Below are 19,211 nucleotides of genomic sequence, written 5' to 3' on the forward strand. Positions count from 1 at the left end.
CGCTACGCCAGCGTGGTGCTTGATGCTGATACCCGTCGGGTGCTTTGGATTGGCGAAGGCCGTAGCCGAGCCGCGGTCAGACCGTTCTTTGAGGAACTGGGGCCGGAGGGCTGTGCGCGGATCGAAGCCGTGGCAATGGACATGAACACCGCATTCGATCTGGAGGTGCGCCAGCACTGTCCTCAGGCGAGAGTGGTGTACGACCTGTTTCATGTGGTCGCCAAATATGGGCGAGAAGTGATTGACCGAGTGCGGGTCGACGAGGCCAATCGCCTGCGTAATGACAAACCTGCCCGCAAGGTGATCAAGCAGGCGCGGTGGCTGCTGCTGCGTAATCCGGAGAATCTCAAGCGTGAAGATCAGCAGGTACGCCTGCAGGATCTGCTGGCAGCTAACCAATCGTTGATGACGGTTTATCTGATGAAGGCAGAACTCAAAGCGCTGTGGTCACCCACCACTGCCTGGGGTTGGCGATCAGCCTGGAAGCAATGGCTGCGACTGGCTGATGAAAGCGCGATACCGGCTCTGAAACAGTTCGCCAAACGCCTGAAGAACTACTGGCGCGGCATCCTGAGCAGGGTGCGTTGGCCCATGCACACGGGGCAGCTGGAGGGTATCAACAACCGGATCAAGGTGATCAAGCGGATGGCTTACGGCTACCGGGACAGCGAGTTCTTTTTCATGAAGATCAAGAATGACTTTCCCGGCAATCCGTGAAGAACCTTTTTTTTGCTTGGGTGGATTCGGCGGTACCGGCACCGCCGTGCCGTTCGTCACTTGGCTTTTGTTGGCACGACAGTCGTGTTAAAAAGATTGCCAGAGATGCTCAAGCGCGGTTTGCTCCAAGCAGGCCGTGCGACCTACAAAAACGCTAAGAAGGGCCGGGCTCCATGAAAATACAAGAAATTCTCTACACCCTGATGCTCCTATTTGCTGCCCGTGCCGCCACTGCGGCGGGCTAGCAGCAAAGCAATCGATGTAAGGCCCCTCAGTGAGGGGTATAAGTTGGTGTGCGCACAGGCGCTGCCTTGCAGGCTTCAGGGCTTCTCGAGAATACACTCATGAGTGGTTGGAAAAGCTGTTCGTTGACGTCCTTGCATCACACAAGGCAACTGGTTGCTCAGGTCACGGCTGCCGGTCGGGATCCCGCTTCCGCGCTTGAGGGAAGTGAGATCACCCTGGAAATGCTCGACGACTTGACCCGAAAAATCAAAATCGTTGATGAGTATGTGGTCTATCGCAACGTCAACGCGATGTTCCCTCACAGAAATATCACGCTCGAGATCGGTCTCAATGCCAGGGTCTCTGTGTATGGCCTCCTGGGCTATGCGCTGCTCACCGCGCCTACGCTCCGTGACGCATTGAGCGTGGCAGCTGAATTTCCAGCGCTCATCGCCAACGGCTTTAACCTGGCACTCGATGAGCGAGAAGGACGGGCAAGGGTGATTTTCAGCGGCTACTCAGGCGCCACCGACTTGAAGGTTTCCTACGCGGAGCTGGCTATTTCCTCTTTCAAGCGCAGCTGTAGCGACATCCTGGAGCAGACGTTTTCACTGGACGAAGTCACCTTCGAGGGCTCCGTGCTTCCAAGCCATGCGGCACTGTGCCAAGAGCACCTGGGCTGCAAGGTTTCATTCAATCAGCCTCGCAATTTGATGGTCTTCGACGCGGCACTGTTAGACATGAAGCTGCCCATGCGCGATGCGGTCTCCCACATGGAGGTTATCGAGGCATGTCGGAGGCAGAACCGTGAATACGCTGCAGAGAGGGAGTGGCTCCAGCGTGTGAAGCTGATCTTGGAGCGTGACCTGCAAAACCCCGTTCCTCTGGAGGATGTGGCTCATCAAATGCACTGCTCGGCCCGTACACTCAGGCGGCAACTGGGCGTGTTCAAAACGAGTTATCGTCAGCTCCTTGATGAAGTTCGTTTCGAGCGAGCCAAGATCATGTTGAAGGATGGGAAACTGCCTACTGATCAAATCGCGGAAAGCCTCGGCTTTTGCGATGGCGCAGGGTTTCGTCGAGCATTCCAGAGGTGGAGCGGCCTTGCTCCGGGGGCTTACAAGGCTTGAATGCGATTCGAGAGGCGTTTGCAGTCAAAGTCATTGATTTTCAACGACTGAGTCGGCATCCTTGCGATCATTAGATCCACAAAACTTGTACGGTTATTTCAGCCATGCCAAAAATTGTCGACCACGAATTAAGAAAAGCCGAAATTACTAAGGCGGTGATTCGCTCTATTGGTAAAGAGGGCTTGGCGAATGTAACGATACGAGGAATTGCTCGCGAAGGAGGGTTCAGTAGCGGAACATTGGCCCATTATTTCAATAGCAAAGAAGAACTCATTGACTTTGCGTTTGATGAAATCTCCAAAGAGGCTTTTTCACGGATTGAGAATCGAGTAGGGGAGTATCAATCGGCACAGGAAAAGGTTCGAGCTGTCATTGAGGAACTCACCCCTCAAGTCAGCGATGAACATGATGCCGTCATCTCTGTGTCTTTTTGGGCTGCGGCTCGCCAAGATGAAAACTTACGCCGGAAATTCCATGACGTTTATGCGAACTTCAGAAGTCATCTTCGCGATTACATTGGTGAGGGCCTGAGCACTGGCGAATTCAAGATCCAGGGGCAACTGGAGGATGAGATTGATTTCATCGTAGCTGTTACAGATGGTCTCCTTGTTTCCTTCTTGCTCGATCCTGATCGCTTCCCGGCTCATCGCAGTCAGTGGCTAGTGACTGCCGCAATGAGCCGGTTGCTCTAGGCCTGCTTGCGTCTACTAGCCAAGTCCTTTCTCGAACAGCCCTACCTGTTGCTTCGACGTTGCCAAACTGACGATCACCATGCTCACTCCGCTTACAGCCAGGCTCCAATAGATTGCACCGTTGGAGTCCACGCCCTCCCACCACATCAAGAGCATTACTGTTACGAAGCCCGACAGCATGCTCGTAACAGCCCCGGGTGTGGTGGCCCTCTTCCAGTAGATGGCACCTATCAAGGGGATTAGCATTCCGCCGACCAGGAAGTTGTAGGCGATAGTCAGTGCATCAAGGACGTCTGTAACGCACAGGGCGATGACGCAGGCAATTGAGCCAACCGCAAGGGTCATGGCTTTGCTGATCATTAGGGGATTTCTGCCCGAAGCTTTGAGGTTGGGCAGTAGATCTTCAGTGAGAAGAGTGGAGGATGCCAGTAAGCCTGCGCTTGCTGTAGACATCATGGCTGAGAGAGCCGCTGCGATTACTAGCCCTCTAAGTCCAGCTGGTAGGGTGTGTTCGACTGCAGTGGCGAAAACAGTGCTGGTATTCTCGATATCCGGAAATAGTACCTTCGCGCACATCCCAATCACGGCACCTGCCAAGCCGTAAAGGAAGCAGTACAGGCCGGCCAACACACCCGCATATTTGGCAACTTTGACGGATCTGGCGGTGAAAACCCGCTGCCAAATATCTTGTCCGATCAAAATGCCGAAGAAATAGATAACGAAGTAAGTCGTGATTTTCTCCCATCCAAGGCTGGACAGGCTGAAATAAGTCTCTGGAAGCTTGGCCTGAAGGCCCTCCCAGTTACCCGCCTTTATCAAGCAAACCGGGAGTAAGATCAAGAGCATGCCTACTGTCTTGATTAAGAACTGCACCATGTCCGTCAAAGTTAACGACCACATGCCGCCAATAGTTGAGTAGACGATTACGACCAGACTTCCCACCAGGATTGCCACCCAGCCTGGAAGTTCAAATATGACTTCGGCAACTGTGCCTATCGCTAGAAAAGACACCACGCAAACCATCAGGGCGTAAGAAAACATGATGATTGCACTAGCTCTTCGGGCAAAGCTATTGAATCTTTTCTCCAGAACCTGGTTTACCGTCATGAGCTCAAGGTTCAGCAAGTGCTTAGCTAGTGCAAAATTCAGAACCAGAATGCCGAAGCCCATGGCTGCACAGATCCAAAGTCCAGAAATACCATACTCGTAGCCTAGGCGAATGGTACCGATTGTCGATGCCCCACCTAGTACAGTGGCTGCCATTGTCCCCATGTACATTCCGGGGCCAAGATTCCTGCCTGCAACCAAATAGGCCTCGGTACTCGTTGCCTTTCGCATGCCATACCATCCTAATAACAACATGCCAAAACCGTAAATTGCAATTGCTGCAATGTCGAGACTCATAATGTGCACCTTTATTATTGTTAAATATCGAAACGGGATCTGGGCTATTTTTAGTTCGTGGGCTTGGGTGATTTCCTTTCAGTATTTTTATAGGGGTGGCTGGCTGCGTCTTGAGTTAGATATTCAGCGTTCATCCGGATTCTGCTGCTAAGCACATCAGCGGGATAGGGCTCGGAAGGCCAGATAGTTACTTAATCGGCCATTTAAAGTGACGACGAAAAAAAGCCCCGCAAATCCGGGGCAAAGCGCGTAACCATTGGAAACGTTAAGCAGATTGAGCGCTGTACCAGCGCTCTGTGTCGCTGAGTGCCCACTCGAACCGGTCAATGATTTTTTGAATCTCGGCTTTGGTAGTAATCAGAGGAGGGCAAAATGCGATGGCATCACCAATATTGCGGGTGATGAATCCATGGTGCTGGGCTCGTTGGGCCAGGTATGCCCCGATTTTTCCCGGGGTATCGAAGCGGGCCCTGGTGGCCTTGTCCGAAACGAGTTCCACAGCTGCAATCAGGCCTTGACCCCTCACTTCACCAACCAGTGGATGATCGAGGTAGCAGCTGAGTTTCTCATGCAACAAAGCACCCATCTCTGAGGCCCGGGCGACGAGGTTTTCTTCCTGGATAATTCGAATGTTTTCCAGTGAGACAGCAGATGCAACGGGATGGCCGGTTGCGGTGAAACCGTGCCCCAAGGTACCAATCTGGTGGGATTGATCTGCAATTGGGTCGAAGATGCGTTGGTTTATCAGCACCGCAGCGATGGGCTGATAACTGGAGGAGAGCTGCTTCGATACGAGCATGGCATCAGGATAGATATCAAAGGTCTCGCATCCGAACATGGAGCCAGTGCGGCCGAACCCGCAAATTACCTCGTCAGCTACCAGGAGAATGTCGTATTTGCGGCAGACTGCTTGAATCTTCTGCCAGTACGTCCGAGGCGGAACCAGTACGCCGCCTGCGCCCATGAGAGGTTCACCGAAGAAGGCTGCGATGGTATCGGCGCCCTCGCGGAGAATCAGCTCCTCGAGTTCTTGCGCGAGACGGTCGGCATACTGCTCTTCAGTCTCACCAGGTAGGCCAAAGCGGTAGTAGTGCGGGCAGCTCACATGCAACACCGGGGCGAGCGGCAAATCGAAGCCTCGGTGGTTGTTGGGGAGACCGGTCAGGCTGGCACTCATCACGGTGACGCCATGGTAGGCGTTCAGCCTGCTGATGAGTTTCTTCTTCTGAGGTTTGCCCAGGGCGTTGTTGCGGTACCAGATGAGCTTGACGATTGTATCGTTGGCCTCTGAGCCCGAGTTCGTGAAGAACACTTTGCTCATCGGTACTGGAGCTAGATCAAGCAGTTTCCGGGCAAGCTTGGTGCTTGGTGCATGCGCCTTCCCATTGAAGGTATGGTAGAACGGCAGTGTTCCAAGCTGTGCTTCTGCTGCCTTGATCAAGCGCTGCTCACTGAACCCTAAAGCTACGCTCCAGAGTCCTGACATCGCTTCGATGTATTCCTTACCTTCCGAGTCGTAAACATAGATACCTTGGCCACGCTCAATCATCAAAGGCCCAAGCTCTTGATGTTTGCGGGCGTCGGTGTATGGATGCAAAACGCTCATCACATCTGCATCAGCTAGTGCGCGGGAATTGTCGTTCATGGTTTGCGCTCGCGAAGCACCGGGACAGCGCGCTGTCTCGGTGCATGAATAGCTCAGTTGAATGGCAGCGGGGGAGTAGCCAGACCTTCTAGGTTCATCAGGACTTCAGCACCGCCGTCGACAATGAGGTCAGTTCCGTTGATCCAGAAGCCTTTCGGATCGAGCATCAGCAGGATGGCGCCGGCGATTTCTTCTGGATAGGCATCACGGCCGCCAGCCTGCTGCTTGAGGTTCTGAAGCAGCTCGTCACCCATGGTGTCGTAGAAGTCGGCCAGGATCGGAGTGCAAACAGCACCAGGACTGACCGAGTTCACGCGCACGCCCCGGTGACGTTGGTTGCTGGCGATCAGCATGGTGTAGAGGATGACTAGCTCTTTCGTGAAGTCATAAGTGGTCACGGCATCCATCTTCAGCTCCTGGAAAGTCTCCAGGCATTGGCGCCAATCACCGATGGTCAGCAGGCGCTCACTGACCGATTTGTGCTTCCGCCAACCGGCCCCAGCAGTGGACGCTACGTTGACGACCGACGCCTTGTCAGCGAGCTTGGGCAGGAGGCTGTTAGTCAGGTATCGCAAACCCAAGAAGTTGACCTTGAATACGATGTCAGCTGGCAAGCTGCCAGGGACGCCGGCGATGTTCGCCAGGCCATCGATTGGCTGGGTGATATCCAGCAATGCTTGATCGATGGAGCTCGGGTTGGACAGGTCGCATAGAATGAACTGGCTGCAGTTATCGTGCGCCGGCTTCACGTCAAGACCAATGACGTATGCACCAGCCTTCGTGAGTGCAGCAGCAGTCGCTTGGCCAACCCCCGAGGAGACGCCGGTTACTACGATTCGTTTGTCAGTGAACGACATGTTGGCATTCCTTAGGCAGCTTTGAAGCGAATTGGAAGAGAGGCGATACCGTTGATGAAGCGCGACGGGATCAATTCAGGAGTACCGGCCAGCTCAATGTCCTTCAGCTGCTTCAGGGTTTCAGCAAGCAGGAATGGCAGCTCCAAGCGGGCGAGGTGGGCGCCTAGGCAGGTGTGGCGACCGCCGCCACCGAAACCCAGGTGTGGGTTAGGGGAGCGCAGCACGTTGAAGTCGTAGGGATTTTCAAACTTGGTCGCGTCACGGTTCGCCGAGTTGTACCACATGACTACTTTGTCGCCTTCGGCGATGCGTTGGCCATTGATCTCGGTGTCACGGGAAGCGGTACGGCGCATGTGCATTACCGGGCTAACCCAGCGCACAAGCTCTTCGAAACCGGTAGATGCAACGCTTACTGGATCATTGGCCCAGATCTTCATCTGCTCCGGGAATTCCAGGAAGCATTTCATGGCATGGGCGCCGACGGTGCCGGTGGTCTCCATGCCTGCAGTGACCAGAAGCTGGAAGAAGTAACCGGCCTCGACGTCATCGAGCTTCTTACCTTCGACTTCCGTGGCCAGAATCATCGAAAGGATGTCGTCACCTGGGTTTTTGCGTTTTTCAGCAGCCAGGTAACGACCGTAGTCGTTAAGCTCTGCAAATGCCCCTGTGATAGCTTCTACAGCGTTCGCGCCCAGGACATCGCCGGCCAGTGCAGTGACTGTCAGCTCATGCAGGCGACGACGATTTTCTTTGGGAGCCCCGAGGAAGTCACAGACCACCTCTACAGGGAAGGCTTGCGCGACATCTTTGGCGTAGTCGCACTCGCCGCGCTCCTTAACGCTAGCGACAGTGGAGGCAGCATATTGCTTTGCAACCTCCGACATCTTGGTAACACCCTGGGGTGAAAACGCACGAGCCACGACTTGGCGAAGTTTGAAGTGACGCGGAGCATCCATGTTGAGGAACCAGCCTTCCTGGTGCGCCTCTTCAATGGACTGATCGCCTACGATGGTACCTTCACCACTGATAAACGTTTTCGCATCACCACTGACGGCGACGATGTCATCGTAGCGAACGACCGACCAGAACCCTTTGCAGCCATGCTCTGCAGAGCCTTCTGGAAAATCGTGCCAGCTGACAGGCTTTTCATCACGCAGGGCAGCGAAGGCTTCTTCGCGATCCGGGCGTTTCCAAAATTCCATATCTGCCAGATTGACCTTATCAACATCGATACGGCTCATGAGCTTTTACCCACAAAGTTGGTTGTTATTAGACGTTGTGATATTTGACGCCGGGCAGGACGCAGAGCATTTCGAACAACAGGTTTGCGCCCAGCAGGGAGGTATTGCCGGTGCTGTCGTATGGAGGTGAGATCTCTACAACGTCACCACCGATGACATTCAGGCCTTTACACCCACGAATGATTTGCTGTCCTTGGTAAGCGGTGAGGCCGCCGATTTCCGGAGTACCGGTACCTGGTGCTACCGAAGGATCGAGACCATCAATATCGAAGGAGATGTACACCTTCGTATCGCCGATTTTGGCTTTGATCGATTCCATCAACGGCGCCAGTGATACGCCTTGGCATTCGTCAGAGGTCACTACGGTGAAGCCCTTGCTACGCGACCAGTTGAAATCGTCTGGCGAGTAGCCGGTACCACGCAGACCAATCTGGAAGGTCAGATTTGGATTGATCAAACCGTCTTCATAGGCACGACGGAACGTGGTGCCGTGAGCGATCTTCTCGCCAAACATGTGCTCGCCTACGTCAGCGTGAGCATCGATATGGATCAGCGCCACAGGGCCATGCTTCTTCGCGATGGATTGCAGAATCGGATAGGTGATCGTGTGGTCGCCACCCAACGTAAGTGGTGCTACATCGTTTTCCAGGATGACGTCGTAGGCCTCTTCAATCCGCCTTACGGCGTCAGGAAGGTTGAACGTGTTGATGGCCACGTCACCAATATCAGCTACCTGCAGACTCTCAAACGGGGCCGCACCAGTTGCCAGGTTGAAGGGGCGCAGCAGGCAGGATTCTGCTCGAATGCTACGTGGCCCCATTCGGGTACCCGAGCGGTTGGAAGCACCGATATCCAGCGGAACGCCCACAAAGCATGCATCGAGCCCAGCTGCACTTTTGGCTTCAGGCAAGCGCATCATGGTTGGGATGCCGCCGAAACGGGGCATTTGGTTGCCACCAAGAGGCTGATTGAAACTCATGGTTTCATCTCCTGTTCTGAGGAAACCTAGTCAGCTCTGCTGACTAGGAACACGAATTACCAAGCCTTCCATCTCCGGGGTAATACGGAGCTGGCAGGAGAGGCGGCTTGAGGCGTCAGGCTCGTATGCGTACTCAAGCATGTCGCTCTCCATAACCTCGGCGGCCTGGAGCTTCTCTTTCCACTCATCGGAGATGTAGACATGGCAGGTGGCGCAAGCGCATGCACCACCGCAGTCGGCATCGATACCTTTAACCATGTTGTTGACTGCTGCCTCCATCACCGTACCGCCGACTTTTGCGTCGACTTCTACGGAGGAGCCATCAGGCTGCACGAAAGTGATCTTGACCATTTTTATTATCTCGGCTCGGTAGAGTTGTTAGGCCTTGAGTGCGCCGGCCAGGCGGGAAAGTCCGGTTTCCAAGATTTCGTCAGTGATGGTTAGGGGAGCGGATACTCGGATGGTGTTGCCGTAGTAACCGCACGGCAGCAGCAACAGCCCCAACTCTTTGGCTTTGGCGGCTACACGTTTGGTGGCGTCTGCATCCGGAGTGTGAGTACCTGCCTCGCTTACGATCTCGAAGGCGACCATCGCTCCGAGACCGCGAATGTCGCCCAATGGCAGAACGCCGGCAGCGCCTTTGAGGTCGGTCAGGAACGACTGAATTTTCTGACCAATTGCATTGGCACGGGCCAGCAAGCCTTCACTCTCAATTACGTCCAGGACAGCATTGGCTGCAGCACAGGCGAGTGGGTTGCCGGCGAACGTGCCACCCAGGAAGCCAGGAGGAGGCGCATCGATTACTTCGCTACGGCCGATCAGGCCGGACAGCGGCAGACCGCCACCCATGGCCTTACCGATAGCGATCAGGTCGGGTTGGACGCCGGCGTGTTCAGTAGCGAAGAACTTGCCAGTGCGACCGAAGCCTGACTGCACTTCGTCCACGACAAAGCAGATGCCATGGTCGTCGCAAATCTTGCGCAAGGCCTGCATGAAGGCCGGAGAGGCTTGATAGAAGCCACCTTCACCTTGCACAGGTTCAATGACAATGGCTGCAACCTGATCTGGCGAGATGGTTGCGCGGAACAGGTGATCGAGAGCCTTCAGGCTGTCTTGCTCAGACGTGCCATGGTGCTCAATCGGGAACGGAACCTGGTACACACCTGCTTGAGATGGAGTGACACCAGTACGCAGCGGCTGCACCTTGCCGGTCATCGCCAGTGCGAGCTGAGTACGGCCATGGAACGAACCTGTGAACGTCACTACGCCTTGGCGGCCGGTGTAATAGCGCGCGACTTTTACCGCGTTTTCAGTCGCTTCTGCGCCGGTGGTGAACAGCGTGGCCTTGGCGTCTGAAATAGGTGCCAGCTCAATCAAGCGCTCGCACAGGCGCACGTAAGGTTCGCACGACAGCACTGGGAAACCGATGTGCGCGTAGCTCTTGAGCTGGGCCTCAATAGCCTCGACCACTTTTGGGTGAAGGTTGCCAGTATTGTTGACGGCGATGCCGGATGCGAAGTCCACGTAGTGGTTGCCTTCGACATCCCAGATTTCGCTACCAGTAGCCTTCTTTACGAAAACTGGGAGAGCAGTTGCAGCGCCGCGTGGAAGCGCTTTGTCGCGGCGGGCAAGAAGTTCTTTGTTATTCATGTTCATACTTCTCAGTTCAGGACGTCAGAGCGCCATACCATCATTTTTTCGACTTGCAGCTCGTGCATGGTGTAGGGGATACCGCCTACGCCGTGGCCTGAGTGGCGGGCGCCGGCGAATGGCATCCAATCCACACGGAAGAGGGTGTTTTCGTTGACCATCACTGCGGTACCGTCGAGGTGCTTGAAGCAGTACAGGGCGGTATCTACGTTCTGAGTGAAAACGGCGGCCTGGAAGGAGAAATCGAGAGCGTTCGCTTCCTTCAATGCCGCATTGATGTCGTCAAAGCTGGATACGCAGATGACTGGCCCGAAAACCTCTTTGCGCATCACGTTCGATTTTTCCGAAGGATTCAGCAGCACTGTCGGGGCGTAGCAGCTCTCGCTGATTTTCTTGCCGCCACAGATCAGCTCTGCACCTTGTGCAACCGCGTCTTGAACCCACTCGTGGATACGGTTGTTTTCCTGGTGCGAGATGATCGGCCCGATATCTGTGGTTTCCAGCACCGGATCACCCACGGACATCTTCTCGGCAGCTGCGGCCAGGCGCTCTGCAACTTCACGAGCGACTCGGCGATCAGCGAATACCCGCTGTACCGAAACGCACGCTTGGCCTGCGTGCCAGAAGCCACCGCGAGCAAGACGCGGAATTGCCATGGGCAGGTCAGCGTCATGAGCAACGATCACGGGGGCTACACCGCCATGCTCCAGAGCGCAGCGGGTGCCAGGCGCGAGTTTGGAGCGCAGCATCCAGCCAACTGCGGCGGAGCCGATGAAGGAAAGGAAGCCTACGCGTGGGTCGGCGACCATTTTGCTGGTCTGCTCATTGGTGGCAGGCAGCACAATCTGAGCCCACTCTTTAGGCAGCCCGGCTTCGTGCAGAATCTCGATGAAGGCGTAGCCGCTCAGTGGAGTCTTGGCCGCAGGTTTGATGATTACCGGAGCACCGACCGCTACCGCAGGAGCTGCTTGGTGAACCACCAGGTTGAATGGGTGGTTAAAGGCGCTGACGCCCAGGACTACGCCGATTGGCTCTGGCTGGGTGAACGCAATGCGGCCTTGAGAGGTGGCGTTCAGATCCATCGGGATTACAGAGCCAGATTTGGTGCGAAGCTCTTCCACACAGATATGCAGGCAATCAACGCCACGGTCGACTTCGATCAGCGCATCTTTGTAGGGTTTGCCGCACTCCTGAGCTACCAGGCGAGCGAGCTCTTCACGGCGACCGGCGATGATGGTCGCCGCCTTTTTGAGGACTTCGATTCGCTTGGCCTTTTTCAGCCAGCCATTGCGATCACGGTACAGGGCGTGCGCGGTGGCCAGCGCTTGTTCGATTTGCTCGTCGCTTGAAGCAGGGAGTTCTGCCAGCAACGCACCATCAAATGGTGCATTGACCTTGATTGTCTGAGTCATAACGTTCTTCCAGTTTTCAGGTTGAGATGCGTTAGCCGGCGAGAAGCGACTTAAGCTCTACGGTCGAGTCCGAAACCCTTGCAGGTGCAGGGCTGGAACCTGTGGTAATCAGCTTGCGGGCAACCATGTGGTCACCAGCGGAGTTGATGCTTTCCACAGCGATCAACTTGCCTTCCCGATAGTGGAAGACGCTGAATTTCTTCTCTTCCGTTGAGCCACGCACCACCAGCTCATCAGTGCCCAATGGCAGGCCCACGGTTTGAAGTTTGATTTCGCCCTGATCCGACCAGAACCAAGGAGCCGCGTTATAGGCGGACGCGGTACCGAGGATGCTGGCAGCCGCCACCTTTGCCTGGTCGATAGCGTTCTGTACGGACTCGAGGCGGAACCTGCCATTGGCGAAGGCATTAGGGTGGTTAGTGCAGTCGCCAGCAGAGACGATGTGGGGGTCGGAGGTCACTGCAAATTCGTCGACCAAGATCCCGTTATCGCAGCCCAGGCCAGCGAGCTCTGCGAGTTCAACGTTGGGGAGCGCACCTACCCCGACGAGGATCAAGTCGCAAGGGATCTGATCACCGCTCTGGAGTGAAACACCTTCAGCGCGATCCACACCCTCGATCCGCTCAATGCGAGCATCGGTGATGACTCGCACGCCGATGCTTTCGTGGTAGGCCTTGAAGAAGTCCGAGCTCACCATCGAAACAGCACGGCCCATCAGACGTGGCGCATACTCGAGTACGGTTACGGTCTTGCCGAGGCCAGCAGCGCAAGCGGCGACCTCCAGGCCGATGAACCCTCCACCGATGATCACGATGTTTTGGTGCTTCTGGATGTCATCACGTAGATCAGCAGCGTGGAGGAACGACCGCAGAGCGTGAACGCCTGGCAGATCGGCACCTTGCAGATCCAGCGGGCGCGGGCGAGTACCGGTGGTGATCGCCAGCTTGTCGTACTGCAGCGTTTTACCGCTTGCGGTCACAACGGTCTTGGAGTGGCGGTCGATCCGCTCAACCTTGTCGCCCTTGATCAATTCAATACGGTTGTCCGCATAGAAGTTATCTGGGCGAAGCTGAATCGAGGTTTCGTCAGCCAGGTTCTTCAGGTAGGCCTTGGACAGCGGCGGTCGCTGGTAAGGAATGTTGTTCTCGTCACCGATGATGGTGACGCTACCCTCAAAGCCGGCCTGACGAAGCGAGGCTGCGACTTGGAAGCCGGCTTGGCCGGCTCCCACGATTACAACGTTATCGACACTCATGGCGTCGCCTCTCAATACTTGATCCAGGTGGTTTTTAGGGACGAGTATTTTTCGAATGCATGGAGCGAGTTATCGCGACCGTTGCCCGACTGTTTCACCCCGCCGAATGGCACCAGGGGGGAGATCATGTCCACGGTGTTGACGGTCACAGTCCCTGCGTTCAGAGCTTCAGCGACACGGTGGGCGCGCGAGAGATTGGAGGTGAACACCGAAGCCATCAGGCCGTAGATCGAGTCGTTCGCGATCTCGATAGCTTCTGCTTCAGTCTTGAACTTGATGATGCTCAGAACAGGGCCAAAGATTTCCTCTTTGGCGATGCGCATGTCGTTGGTCACGCCAGTGAAAATGGTCGGACGGATGAAGTTGGAGCTTCCGTTGATCACAACCTGCTCGCCGCCATAGGCCAAGGTTGCTTCAGCCTTGCCCGCTTCGACATAACGCATGACGCGCTGGGTGTGGATGTCCTCGACCATCGCGCCCATCAACGCGTTAGGATCCAGCGGATCGGCCGGCTCGTAGCTCTCGGCGTACTTAATGACCTTGGCGACGAAATCGTCGTGGATGCTCTCTTCAACCAGCAAACGGGTAGGGGAGGAGCAGACTTCGCCTTGGTTGTAGAAGACTCGGGCAGCGAGTTCGGCGGCTTGTTCGAGGTTTTCGGTATCGGCGAAGACGATGTTCGGGCTCTTGCCGCCGCATTCCAGCCAAACCAGCTTCATGTTGGATTCAGCGGAATACTTGAGGAAGTATTTGCCCACCTCGGTCGAGCCGGTGAAGGCCAAGCAGGCCACGTCCATATGTAGGCCGAGAGGTGCACCTACGGTTTCACCGAACCCAGTCAATACGTTGAACACGCCGTCTGGCACGCCCGCAGCTTTGACCAGTTCCGCAAGCTTGATGGCGGTGAGGGAGGATTGCTCAGCGGGCTTGAGCACTACCGAGTTGCCCATTGCCAGCGCAGGGACACATTTCCAAATGGCCATGTCCAGCGGGAAGTTCCACGGCACAACGCAGGCGACAACCCCAAGCGCCTCGCGACGGATTAGTGCCAGGTCACCCTGGCCAGTCGGCGCTACCTCGTCGTAAAGCTTATCGACGGCTTCGGCGACCCACTGTACGTAGCCGCTCAGTTCTGGCATCTCGTAGGTGTAAGACACCTCGACTGGCTTGCCCATGTCGAGAGACTCGAGCAGGGAGAGCTCTTCCATGTTTTCCTGGATGAGCGCAGCCAGTTTGAGCAGGACATTTTTGCGTTCGGTAGGGGAACGTTTAGCCCAGACACCGCTCTCGAAACGTTGCTTGGCAATCGAAACGGCCAGATCCACGTCAGCCCGGTCGCACTCCGCGATCTGGGCAATTTCTTTCCCGGTTGCAGGGTTGATGCAAGGGAAGGTTTTACCTGAGATCGAGTCGACGTACTTCCCATCGATGAAGGCCCTCCCTTCAGGTTTCAGGCCAGCAACTTTGGTTTGCCAAAACTCAATAGAGCGATTCATCGACTCAGTACCTCCGGGTTTTTGTAGGTGCTCCACCTTCGTTTCCTTTCTGGTACGCAGGGCGCAGGCAGGGGAGGAGCGTTTTGAAATCTTTATAGCACGACAGTTGTGTTAAAAAAAGGCCTTTGGTCAGCGCGACCATCTGTCACACCTTGAATTGCGACATTAGCGTTTGCTGATGGGTGGCCAAGCTGTTCAGAGACTGGCTGATCTGAGCGGATTCATCTGCTTGATTCGTAAGCGATTCCGTCACCTGGCGCACATTGGCAACGTTCCGATTGATCTCCTCGGCGACCGAACTCTGCTCCTCGGCGGCCGTTGCGATCTGCAGGTTCATGTCGTTGATCACTCTCACTGCATCGCTGATGCGGGTGAGGGCGGAAAGTGCCACCGTTGCTTGCTCCGCAGTGCCTTGCACGTCGGAATGGCTTTTGCCGATTGAGCCAACCACCGCACGAGTACCTGTCTGGAGGTTCTCAATGACTTCTCGAATTTGCTCAACTGACTCTTGGGTTCTGCGGGCCAGACTCCTGACCTCATCCGCAACCACTGCAAATCCCCTCCCGGCATCGCCAGCGCGAGCAGCTTCAATGGCCGCGTTCAAGGCGAGCAGATTGGTTTGTTCCGCGATGGATTTGATGACGTCCAGTACCGTGCCGATTTGCTCGCTGCTGTTGGACAGGCTCTCTACCTGCGACATGGCTTGAGTCATCTCGCTGGCAAGGTAAGCAATTCGCTCTGAAGTCGAATGAATCACTTCCAGGCCGGCCTTGGCAGCTGATTCAGCGTCTTCAGCTGCATTCGCTGCTTGTGAGGCGCTCCGAGCAACGTCCTGGGCCGTAGCGCTCATCTCATGTGATGCAGTGGCCACCTGGTCGATCTCTCGATACTGGTGCTGCATGCCATCACTGGTGCTTGCGGCGATCTTTGAGGAGCGGTGTGCCGTTTCCCGGGCTTCTAGCACCGAGGACTTCACCTGGGCGACAATTGGCTGAAGCTTGTCTAGGAACATGTTGAACCAGGAAGACAGCTCTCCTAGCTCATCATTCTGTCGCTTGGGTAGCCGTTGGGTCAGATCACCCTCGCCACTGGCGATATCTTTAAGCAGTAACGACACATTGCCGATGGGGTGTGTGACGCGTCGTGCCATGATGCCCATCAGAATCAAACCGACTAGAGCAGCAGCGAGACCGGCTAGAAAGTTGTTGCGCTGTGATGTCTTTGCTTGCTGGTCGAGCTCTCCTTCAAGGGCGCGAGAAGGCTCGAACAACATGGATGTCGGAATTTCGATTACGACCAGCCACGGTTTGCTCTCAGGGATGGGCGAGAACCGACTGACGATCCTCAGCGCCTCATCCGCTCGAATGATTGTCGAGTTCTCCGATGACACAGCCTTCAGGATTTCTGGAGTGTGTGAACCGTAGATTTCCTGCGCAGGCTTGCCCAGGAATGAGGCGTCCTTGCTGTAGGCCGCGACAAGGCCGCCTGAGCTGAGAATGCTGATGCTAGCTCGACCATTGAAAATCGATTTAGCTCCTTCCGTAGCGAGTTCTTGCAGCCGCTGAAGACCAATATCCATGCCAAGCACAGCTACCGGCTTATTGTTCTCCAGCATGGGGAAGGTGATGGATGTGATCAGGTTTTTCTGTGTGCCAAGCTCCTCAATGTAGGGGTTGAGCATGCAAGGCTTCAGCGAGCTGATAGGGCAGGTGTACCAAGCATTGAATGGCGTACCGTCCAGCATGGGACTGGTGTCGCTCATGGTCTCCTCAAGTGTCGACAACTGGCTTATCCGGCCATTGCGTCGAGTCCAATAGCTAGAGAACCGGCCGCTATCAATGCTTCCTACATCTTCTCGATTTTGGAAACTGTTGTCGTCACCATCAAGCTTGTCACGTTCGTAAACTGTATACATGCTCAGCAGGGAGCTATTGCTGGACAGAGATTTCTGAACCTGTGCATGAAGCATGCTTCTCAGCTGTTCGTGAGATAGCGAGAATTTAGAAGCGTCCGTTTTGTATTGTGAAAGCTGACTAAGAACTCCACCACCATACAAGAATGCTCGGATAAAATACGCCTGAATCTTTAAGGACTGATTTTCGCTGTAAGCCTTCATTCTCTCAATGGCAGCATCATCTGCAAGTATCAAGGTTTTTTCCTTGACAAAGCCGATACTCTTCTGCGATTGAGAAAAATTGACGCTCAAGAGAACGCCTACTACTGTCAGTAGACTGAGTCCTGCGAGTATCACGATCTTATTTTTGATTGATAACTGCACGAGCACACCAGTTTGTTTTTAGAGTTAGCGCTATTGGTTCTGCGAGCGAGTGCGCGATTTTGACGCATGCGCGCTTTGTAAAATATGGCCGAAAGGGTCACAAAGGATCCTGTTCGGCCAAGACGCCGCTATATGCTTGACTCGCAGGCACCAATGCTCGACAAAGGGTTTCCTTCGGAGGATTTCCAAATGACGAAGCTTATAAAAACAATACTGGTATGGTGGGATAATGAGCTCGCAGATTGCGAGGCAGAGATCTCAAGGCTTGGTACGAAAGCTCAATCAACCCCGATCATTCACCTGATTCGACTTTGAACCTTTCGATTTTTTGATATCGCCAGATGGAAGTGCGGATATGCCATGAATGAGGCAGCCGGCGACGATTATCAACATGCAAATTGTCCAGCCAATCCATTCGTTTTCAATATCCATTGTTTTCTCCACTGTGTTCGGCGCGCCAGGTAGGTGCGCCGATATGATGTTAATGGCCTGAAGTAAGCTTGAGTCCAACGATGCAGGCAACAACGCCAAGAACGAGAAGGATTCGAATGGTTGTACTTGGTTCACCAAACCAAATCATGCCGATTGCTACAGTGCCCAGTGCGCCAATGCCTGTCCAAACTGCATAGGCAGTACCCAGAGGAATTGTTCGAGCCGCTACCTCCAGGAAGAACATGCTCAGGCCGATACACACAACAAATGCGATTGTCCAAGGGACATTTTTAAACCCTTCGGTGTAACGCATGCAGGTTGTGAAACCTACCTCGAATATGCCGCCGAGAATTAGGTAGAACCAAGCCATGATTTTTCCTCTCGTTAAGAATCAACTGGTTTAGCGATAGCGGGTGTGCTTGAGGCTTTAACGTCGCGCTTCACTCCGGTCAGCAGCCTGGCCGCACGTCCACGCGTGAACCATGCCCACGACCAGTGTAGATAGACGGATGCACGGCTTCGGAAGTCGATCAGGAGCATGAGGTGCACAAGTGACCAGGCCAGCCAACCAACGAACCCCTTCAGGCGTATCTTTCCAAAGTCAGCGACTGCGTGGGATCGACCGATGACGGCCATCGTCCCCCAGTTCTTGTAAACAAACACTTCGGGTTCGGCTCGGCCTGCTATCCGGTCGAGCAGAAGCTTCCCAACGAATCGACCTTGCTGTTTTGCAACGGGAGCCAGGCCTGGTAAGCGCAGCCCTTTTCCAGAGTCAAAGCTCGAAACGTCGCCAATCGCGAAGACGTCTGGCTGCCCGAGGACTGAGCAGTTTTTCGAGACCTTTACAGCGAGGTTCCGGTCGGCGGTGGCGCCTACCCATTTCGCTGCAGGACGAGCTTGAGTGCCGGCACACCACATGACATTCCGGCTATTGATTCGTTGATCACCAAGGTCGATGCCATCAGCATCAATAGCAGTCACGGGCGACCGGAGCAGTACCTCTACACCGAGCTTTTCAAGTGCAGTGACCGCATAGGCCGACAAGTGCTTCGGGAATACTGACAAGATCGAAGGGCCGGCTTCGACCAGCAGGATCTTCACCATGTAGGGATCGAGATTTCTGAAGTCTTTGGAGAGGGCAGAGCGAACGAGCTCCGCAATCGCTCCCGCCATCTCCACCCCTGTCGGCCCGCCGCCAACCACCACGAATGTGAGGAGAGACTCGATCTCTTCAGTCATGACACTCCGCTCGGCCTTTTCCAAGTTCGCAAGCAAGCTCTCGCGAATCGACAGGGCGTCTTCAAGTGTCTTGAGGGTGGGGGCATGTTTTGCCCACGCGTCGTTGCCGAAGAATGAGTAATCGGCGCCGGTGGCGAGGATCAGGTAGTCATAGGGAAGATTCTTCCTGGACGCGGTCATCACCATTTTGTGCTCGGTCTCAACACCGACGACCTCGTCCATGATGACCTGCACGTTCTCCGCTTGTACGACGGTACGGGTCGCCGACGCGATGTCGGCCGGGGAAAGGGTGGCGGTGGCAACCTGGTAAAGAAGCGGCTGGAAGAGGTGATGGTTCGTCCTGTCGACGAGGGTTACCTCAACGTCTTTCCCGGCCATAGCCTTCGCGGCAGCAAGCCCACCAAAGCCTGCGCCAACAATCACGACTCGCTTTCTTTGACCCATCACCACTCCTCATATCGGCATCCAGGCCTTACCAAGCGTGTGAAGCTCACTTTCCCGTATCATTTGCGCTTGGGTTCAAGGCTGTGCCGTTGAAAAATATCAATACAGGCGTATT

General features: G+C 55.0%; 16 protein-coding genes and 2 pseudogenes. 3 read left to right on the forward strand and 15 right to left on the reverse strand.

Annotated features, from left to right (window positions below):
• The 3 genes from ACFY9W_RS02890 to ACFY9W_RS02900 all read left to right on the forward strand — a co-directional run.
• The coding region (locus ACFY9W_RS02890) for an ISL3 family transposase (protein WP_391125486.1) at window positions 1-717 on the forward strand (717 nt) is incomplete at its 5' end.
• A gap of 344 nt (window positions 718-1,061) precedes the next feature.
• Window positions 1,062-2,072 (forward strand): AraC family transcriptional regulator ligand-binding domain-containing protein, encoded by a 1,011-nt coding sequence (locus ACFY9W_RS02895; protein ID WP_391125488.1) that lies wholly within the window; start codon window positions 1,062-1,064, stop codon window positions 2,070-2,072.
• 104 nt (window positions 2,073-2,176) lie between these two features.
• Window positions 2,177-2,764: a TetR family transcriptional regulator C-terminal domain-containing protein gene (locus tag ACFY9W_RS02900; RefSeq protein ID WP_391125490.1), complete on the forward strand. Its 588-nt coding sequence runs from the start codon at window positions 2,177-2,179 to the stop codon at window positions 2,762-2,764.
• 15 nt (window positions 2,765-2,779) lie between these two features.
• Here ACFY9W_RS02900 and ACFY9W_RS02905 read toward each other — a convergent pair whose 3' ends face one another.
• The 15 genes and pseudogenes from ACFY9W_RS02905 to ACFY9W_RS02975 form a co-directional block, all read right to left on the reverse strand.
• Window positions 2,780-4,168, reverse strand: coding sequence for a sodium:solute symporter (locus ACFY9W_RS02905; protein WP_391125493.1), 1,389 nt, complete (start codon window positions 4,166-4,168; stop codon window positions 2,780-2,782).
• A 265-nt stretch (window positions 4,169-4,433) separates the two neighbouring features.
• Window positions 4,434-5,813, reverse strand: coding sequence for an aminotransferase (locus ACFY9W_RS02910; RefSeq protein ID WP_391125496.1), 1,380 nt, complete (start codon window positions 5,811-5,813; stop codon window positions 4,434-4,436).
• A gap of 53 nt (window positions 5,814-5,866) precedes the next feature.
• Entirely contained in the window at window positions 5,867-6,670 is an 804-nt protein-coding gene (locus tag ACFY9W_RS02915; RefSeq protein ID WP_391125499.1) for a coniferyl-alcohol dehydrogenase, read from the reverse strand.
• A gap of 11 nt (window positions 6,671-6,681) precedes the next feature.
• Window positions 6,682-7,911, reverse strand: coding sequence for a cytochrome P450 (locus ACFY9W_RS02920; RefSeq protein ID WP_391125502.1), 1,230 nt, complete (start codon window positions 7,909-7,911; stop codon window positions 6,682-6,684).
• Between the two features lie 28 nt (window positions 7,912-7,939).
• Window positions 7,940-8,890: an agmatinase gene (speB, locus tag ACFY9W_RS02925; protein ID WP_391125505.1), complete on the reverse strand. Its 951-nt coding sequence runs from the start codon at window positions 8,888-8,890 to the stop codon at window positions 7,940-7,942.
• A gap of 30 nt (window positions 8,891-8,920) precedes the next feature.
• Window positions 8,921-9,241 carry a 2Fe-2S iron-sulfur cluster-binding protein gene (locus ACFY9W_RS02930; protein ID WP_391125508.1) on the reverse strand — a complete coding sequence of 107 codons (321 nt, stop codon included), beginning with the start codon at window positions 9,239-9,241 and terminating at the stop codon, window positions 8,921-8,923.
• Window positions 9,242-9,268: 27 nt separating this feature from the next.
• Window positions 9,269-10,546: a 4-aminobutyrate--2-oxoglutarate transaminase gene (gene gabT / locus ACFY9W_RS02935; protein ID WP_391125511.1), complete on the reverse strand. Its 1,278-nt coding sequence runs from the start codon at window positions 10,544-10,546 to the stop codon at window positions 9,269-9,271.
• 5 nt (window positions 10,547-10,551) lie between these two features.
• Window positions 10,552-11,952: an aldehyde dehydrogenase family protein gene (locus tag ACFY9W_RS02940; protein WP_391125514.1), complete on the reverse strand. Its 1,401-nt coding sequence runs from the start codon at window positions 11,950-11,952 to the stop codon at window positions 10,552-10,554.
• 31 nt (window positions 11,953-11,983) lie between these two features.
• Window positions 11,984-13,207: an FAD-dependent oxidoreductase gene (locus ACFY9W_RS02945; RefSeq protein ID WP_391125517.1), complete on the reverse strand. Its 1,224-nt coding sequence runs from the start codon at window positions 13,205-13,207 to the stop codon at window positions 11,984-11,986.
• Between the two features lie 11 nt (window positions 13,208-13,218).
• The gene (locus tag ACFY9W_RS02950; RefSeq protein ID WP_391125520.1) at window positions 13,219-14,703 is read right to left on the reverse strand and encodes an aldehyde dehydrogenase family protein; all 1,485 of its coding nucleotides are present in this window, start codon (window positions 14,701-14,703) and stop codon (window positions 13,219-13,221) included.
• 145 nt (window positions 14,704-14,848) lie between these two features.
• Window positions 14,849-15,373 (reverse strand): annotated as a pseudogene (locus ACFY9W_RS02955) (methyl-accepting chemotaxis protein); the annotation flags it as partial.
• Between the two features lie 333 nt (window positions 15,374-15,706).
• Window positions 15,707-16,819 (reverse strand): annotated as a pseudogene (locus ACFY9W_RS02960) (HAMP domain-containing protein); the annotation flags it as partial.
• Window positions 16,820-17,263: 444 nt separating this feature from the next.
• The gene (locus ACFY9W_RS02965; RefSeq protein ID WP_391125523.1) at window positions 17,264-17,413 is read right to left on the reverse strand and encodes a hypothetical protein; all 150 of its coding nucleotides are present in this window, start codon (window positions 17,411-17,413) and stop codon (window positions 17,264-17,266) included.
• Window positions 17,414-17,462: 49 nt separating this feature from the next.
• On the reverse strand, window positions 17,463-17,783 hold the full coding sequence (locus tag ACFY9W_RS02970; protein ID WP_391125526.1) for an SMR family transporter: 321 nt from the start codon (window positions 17,781-17,783) through the stop codon (window positions 17,463-17,465).
• Between the two features lie 14 nt (window positions 17,784-17,797).
• The gene (locus tag ACFY9W_RS02975) at window positions 17,798-19,096 is read right to left on the reverse strand and encodes an FAD-dependent oxidoreductase (RefSeq protein WP_391125529.1); all 1,299 of its coding nucleotides are present in this window, start codon (window positions 19,094-19,096) and stop codon (window positions 17,798-17,800) included.
• Window positions 19,097-19,211 lie beyond the last annotated feature (115 nt).

Origin of the sequence: Pseudomonas sp. NPDC008258 (assembly GCF_042956345.1) — a bacterium.
Taxonomy (GTDB): Bacteria; Pseudomonadota; Gammaproteobacteria; order Pseudomonadales; family Pseudomonadaceae; genus Aquipseudomonas.

Bases quoted from the DNA above. Each gene is read 5' to 3' on its own strand.
- ACFY9W_RS02900 (WP_391125490.1), top strand. From the start codon at position 2,177: ATGCCAAAAATTGTCGACCACGAATTAAGAAAAGCCGAAATTACTAAG.
- ACFY9W_RS02965 (WP_391125523.1), bottom strand. From the start codon at position 17,413: ATGGATATTGAAAACGAATGGATTGGCTGGACAATTTGCATGTTGATA.
- ACFY9W_RS02940 (WP_391125514.1), bottom strand. From the start codon at position 11,952: ATGACTCAGACAATCAAGGTCAATGCACCATTTGATGGTGCGTTGCTG.
- ACFY9W_RS02895 (WP_391125488.1), top strand. From the start codon at position 1,062: ATGAGTGGTTGGAAAAGCTGTTCGTTGACGTCCTTGCATCACACAAGG.
- ACFY9W_RS02905 (WP_391125493.1), bottom strand. From the start codon at position 4,168: ATGAGTCTCGACATTGCAGCAATTGCAATTTACGGTTTTGGCATGTTG.
- speB (WP_391125505.1), bottom strand. From the start codon at position 8,890: ATGAGTTTCAATCAGCCTCTTGGTGGCAACCAAATGCCCCGTTTCGGC.
- ACFY9W_RS02915 (WP_391125499.1), bottom strand. From the start codon at position 6,670: ATGTCGTTCACTGACAAACGAATCGTAGTAACCGGCGTCTCCTCGGGG.
- ACFY9W_RS02910 (WP_391125496.1), bottom strand. From the start codon at position 5,813: ATGAACGACAATTCCCGCGCACTAGCTGATGCAGATGTGATGAGCGTT.
- ACFY9W_RS02970 (WP_391125526.1), bottom strand. From the start codon at position 17,783: ATGGCTTGGTTCTACCTAATTCTCGGCGGCATATTCGAGGTAGGTTTC.
- ACFY9W_RS02945 (WP_391125517.1), bottom strand. From the start codon at position 13,207: ATGAGTGTCGATAACGTTGTAATCGTGGGAGCCGGCCAAGCCGGCTTC.
- ACFY9W_RS02930 (WP_391125508.1), bottom strand. From the start codon at position 9,241: ATGGTCAAGATCACTTTCGTGCAGCCTGATGGCTCCTCCGTAGAAGTC.
- ACFY9W_RS02950 (WP_391125520.1), bottom strand. From the start codon at position 14,703: ATGAATCGCTCTATTGAGTTTTGGCAAACCAAAGTTGCTGGCCTGAAA.
- ACFY9W_RS02975 (WP_391125529.1), bottom strand. From the start codon at position 19,096: ATGGGTCAAAGAAAGCGAGTCGTGATTGTTGGCGCAGGCTTTGGTGGG.
- ACFY9W_RS02920 (WP_391125502.1), bottom strand. From the start codon at position 7,911: ATGAGCCGTATCGATGTTGATAAGGTCAATCTGGCAGATATGGAATTT.
- gabT (WP_391125511.1), bottom strand. From the start codon at position 10,546: ATGAACATGAATAACAAAGAACTTCTTGCCCGCCGCGACAAAGCGCTT.